This is a genomic window from Micromonospora maritima (assembly GCF_902825405.1).
Lineage (GTDB): Bacteria > Actinomycetota > Actinomycetes > Mycobacteriales > Micromonosporaceae > Micromonospora > Micromonospora maritima.
In genome coordinates, this window is record NZ_CADEAU010000509.1 from 1 (window position 1) to 3,697 (window position 3,697).

A 3,697-nucleotide genomic window follows, 5' to 3' on the forward strand; every position below is an offset into this window, starting at 1 on the left:
GGCGGGGTGGCCGCCGGCGTCGCCGCGCTCACCTTCGCGGCCCTGGTGGCCTGCGGTTCGCAACCCGCCGAGGACGTCGGCGCCGACGAGGCGGCGGCCCTGGCCAGCTCCACTCCCGCGCCGTCGGCGACGCCCACGGCGGCCGGGGACGCGTCGGTGCCCGTGAACGCCGGCACCCTGCCGGCCGACGGCGCGACGGTTCCCCCGGTCCGGCTGAGCATCCCGCCGATCAAGGTCACCGCCACCGTCAACCCGGTCGGCATCAACGACCGCACGAACGAGTTCGAGGTGCCGCCGAGCGTGGACCAGGTCGGCTGGTACCGCTACGGCCCGGGCCTGGAGGCCGGTGCCGGTTCGGTGGTCATCGCCGGGCACGTGGACAGCGCCGAGCAGGGCAAGGGGGCGTTCTTCCGGCTGCGTGAGCTGGACCGGGGCGACACGCTCACCGCCACCGGTTCGGACGGTAAGGAGCGCCGCTACCGGGTGGTGGCCCGGGAGGAGTACACGAAGACGAAGATCCCGCTGGACCGGTACTTCGCCCGGGACGGCAAGCCGCGCCTGACGTTGATCACCTGCGGCGGCCCGTTCGACCCGAAGACCCGGCACTACCGGGACAACATCGTCGTCACCGCGGTTCCCGCGTGAGCGCGAGGACCACCCGTCCCGCCGCCGTGCGGGACGGGTGGTCCGGCCCCCGGCGGCGGGCCCGGCGGCCGTTAGGCTGAACGGTGATGGCATACCTGGATCACGCGGCGACGACCCCGATGCTCGACGAGGCACTCGAGGCGTACGTCGCCACCGCCCGCGAGGTGGGCAACGCGTCGTCGCTGCACGCGGCGGGCCGCCGTGCCCGGCGGCGGGTGGAGGAGTCGCGGGAGCGGGTGGCCGCCGCGCTCGGCGCCCGCCCCTCCGAGGTGATCTTCACCGGCGGCGGTACGGAGAGCGACAACCTCGCCGTGAAGGGCATCTTCTGGGCCCGGCGGGCCGACCGGGCCGAGCGGGATCGGGTGGTCTCCAGCGCGGTCGAGCACCACGCCGTGCTCGACGCGGTCGACTGGCTCGTCGCGCACGAGGGCGCCCAGGTCGGCTGGCTGCCGGTGGACGCGGCCGGACGGCTCGACCCGGAGCGGCTCGGGGCCGAACTGGCCGAGCACGGCGAGCGCGTGGCCCTGGTCACGGCGATGTGGGCCAACAACGAGGTGGGCACCGTCCAGCCGGTGGCCGAGCTGGCCGCGGTGGCGGCCCGGCACGGGGTGCCGTTCCACACCGACGCGATCCAGGCGGTCGGGCAGGTCCCGGTCGACTTCGCCGCGAGCGGCGTGTCCGCGCTCACCGTGACCGGCCACAAGCTGGGCGGACCGGCCGGCGTCGGCGCGCTGCTGCTGGCCCGCGACGTCGCCGCGACGCCGCTGCTGCACGGCGGCGGTCAGGAGCGCGACGTGCGCTCCGGCACCCTGGACACGGCCGGCATCGTCGCGTTCGCGGTGGCCGTCGAGGCCGCGGTGAAGGGCCAGCAGGAGTACGCGACCCGGATCGCCGCGCTCCGCGACCAGCTGGTCGAGCGGGTCCGCCGGGCGGTCCCCGAGGTGGTCTTCAACGGCGATCCGGCCGACCGGCTCCCCGCCAACGCGCACTTCTCCTTCCCCGGCTGCGAGGGGGACGCGCTGCTGCTGCTCCTCGACGCCCAGGGCATCGCCTGCTCGACCGGGTCGGCCTGCTCGGCGGGGGTGGCCCAGCCCTCGCACGTGCTGCTGGCCATGGGCGCCGACGACGACCGGGCCCGGTCCTCGCTGCGCTTCACGCTGGGGCACACCAGCACCGGCGCCGACGTCGACGCGCTGATCGCCGCGCTGCCGGCCGCCGTGGAGCGGGCCCGCCGCGCGGCCGCCCTCCGTACGCCCCGCTGACCCGGATACGCTCGGTGAGGACGAGGGGAGTGGACCGGTGAGGGTTCTGGCGGCGATGTCGGGCGGAGTGGACTCCGCCGTGGCGGCGGCGCGGGCGGTGGAGGCCGGGCACGACGTGACCGGGGTGCACCTCGCGTTGGCCCGCAACCCGCAGACCTACCGCACCGGCGCCCGGGGCTGCTGCACGCTGGAGGACTCCCGGGACGCCCGGCGGGCCGCCGACGTGTTGGGCATCCCGTTCTACGTGTGGGACATGGCGGACCGGTTCCACGACGACGTGGTCGACGACTTCGTCGCCGAGTACGCGGCGGGCCGTACCCCGAATCCGTGTCTGCGCTGCAACGAGAAGATCAAGTTCGCCGCGGTGCTGGACCGGGCCGTGGCCCTGGGCTTCGACGCCGTGGTCACCGGCCACCACGCCCGGCTGGGCCCGGACGGCCTGCTGCGGCGCAGCGTCGACGCGGCCAAGGACCAGTCGTACGTCCTCGCGGTGCTGACCCGCGCGCAGCTCGACCGGTCGATCTTCCCGCTGGGCGACTCGACCAAGGCCGAGGTACGCGCGGAGGCGGCCCGGCGCGGCCTCGCCGTGGCCGACAAGCCGGACTCGCACGACATCTGCTTCATCGCCGACGGCGACACCCGCGGCTTCCTGGCCGAGCGGCTCGGCGAGGCCCCGGGCCAGGTGGTGGACGCGCTCACCGGCGCGGTCGTGGGCAGCCACAGCGGCGCCTACCAGTACACCGTCGGACAGCGGCGCGGGCTGCACCTGGACCGCCCGGCGCCGGACGGCCGGCCGCGCTACGTGCTCTCCATCACTCCGACGACGAACACGGTGACCGTCGGCCCGGCCGAGGCGCTGGAGGTCTCCTCGGTGCGGGCCGAGCGACCGGTCTGGACCGGCGGGCCGCGCCCGGACGGGCCGATCGAGTGCGAGGTGCAGTTGCGGGCGCACGGCGACGTGGTCCCGGCCGCCGTCTCGGTGGACGCCGACGGCCTGCACGCGTCGCTGCGTCGCCCGGTCCGCGGGGTCGCCGCCGGCCAGGCGATCGTGGCCTACCGGCCCGATCCGGCCGGCGACGTGGTCCTCGGCTCCGCCACCATCACCGCCTGACCGCGGTCCCCGCCGTGGTCCCCGGGCCGCGCGAACCGGTCCGCCGGGCCGGCTGCGTGTCCTCCGGCCGCCTTTCGAGCTGATAGCGCAGACGACTCACTCGCCGCGAGTGCCCGCTGAGTCGTTCCTGACATCAGCTCGAAAGGCACTCCGAGCGTTCGTCGCCGGGGCTGTCGGCTCCGGGCCCGCGTCCCCACGCCCCCGCGCGGGACAGCGGATAGGCTGCGGCGGTGACTGAGCAGGCGTGGCCCTGGCCCATCGGTGCGGCGACCGGGATCGGGTCGCTGCCCGGCACCGACATCGCCGAGGCGCAACGGATCGTGCTCGGTGAGCTGCCCGCGTTGCCGCACCTGCCCGAGCTGCCCGCCCGGGGCCCCGGCGCGGACCTGGTCGGGCGCACCGCCGGCCTGCTGGTCGAGCTTCCGGTCGAGCTGTACGCGGCCCGCTGGCGGATCGCCCCCCGCCCGGGCCGCGACCTGCGCCGGGCCCGGGACCTGATGGAACGCGACCTCGACCAGCTCGCCGAGCAGGCCGAGGAGTACGCCGGCCCGGTCAAGGTCCAGGCCGCCGGCCCGTTCACGCTGGCCGCCGCGCTGGAGCTGCCGATCGGCGGCCGGCTGCTGCGCGACCCCGGCGCGGTACGCGACCTCGCCGGCTCGTTGGGCGAGGGACTGCGCGG

The 3,697-nt window shown here is 76.0% G+C and carries 4 protein-coding genes; all 4 read left to right on the forward strand.

What is annotated here, in order from left to right; genetic code table 11:
* Positions 1 to 6: 6 nt before the first annotated feature.
* Positions 7 to 645 carry a class F sortase gene (locus tag HUW36_RS28025; protein WP_174530881.1) on the forward strand — a complete coding sequence of 213 codons (639 nt, stop codon included), beginning with the start codon at positions 7 to 9 and terminating at the stop codon, positions 643 to 645.
* An 86-nt stretch (positions 646 to 731) separates the two neighbouring features.
* On the forward strand, positions 732 to 1,907 hold the full coding sequence (locus tag HUW36_RS28030) for a cysteine desulfurase family protein (RefSeq protein WP_174530880.1): 1,176 nt from the start codon (positions 732 to 734) through the stop codon (positions 1,905 to 1,907).
* Between the two features lie 37 nt (positions 1,908 to 1,944).
* A complete protein-coding gene (gene mnmA, locus HUW36_RS28035; RefSeq protein ID WP_217428890.1) occupies positions 1,945 to 3,018 on the forward strand; it encodes a tRNA 2-thiouridine(34) synthase MnmA in 1,074 nt (357 codons plus the stop codon).
* A 230-nt stretch (positions 3,019 to 3,248) separates the two neighbouring features.
* On the forward strand, positions 3,249 to 3,697 hold a 449-nt coding region (locus HUW36_RS28040; RefSeq protein WP_484502607.1), incomplete at its 3' end, for a uroporphyrinogen decarboxylase/cobalamine-independent methonine synthase family protein.

Excerpts from the sequence above, each read along its gene's own strand:
- HUW36_RS28030 (WP_174530880.1), top strand. The coding sequence starts at position 732 with ATGGCATACCTGGATCACGCGGCGACGACCCCGATGCTCGACGAGGCA.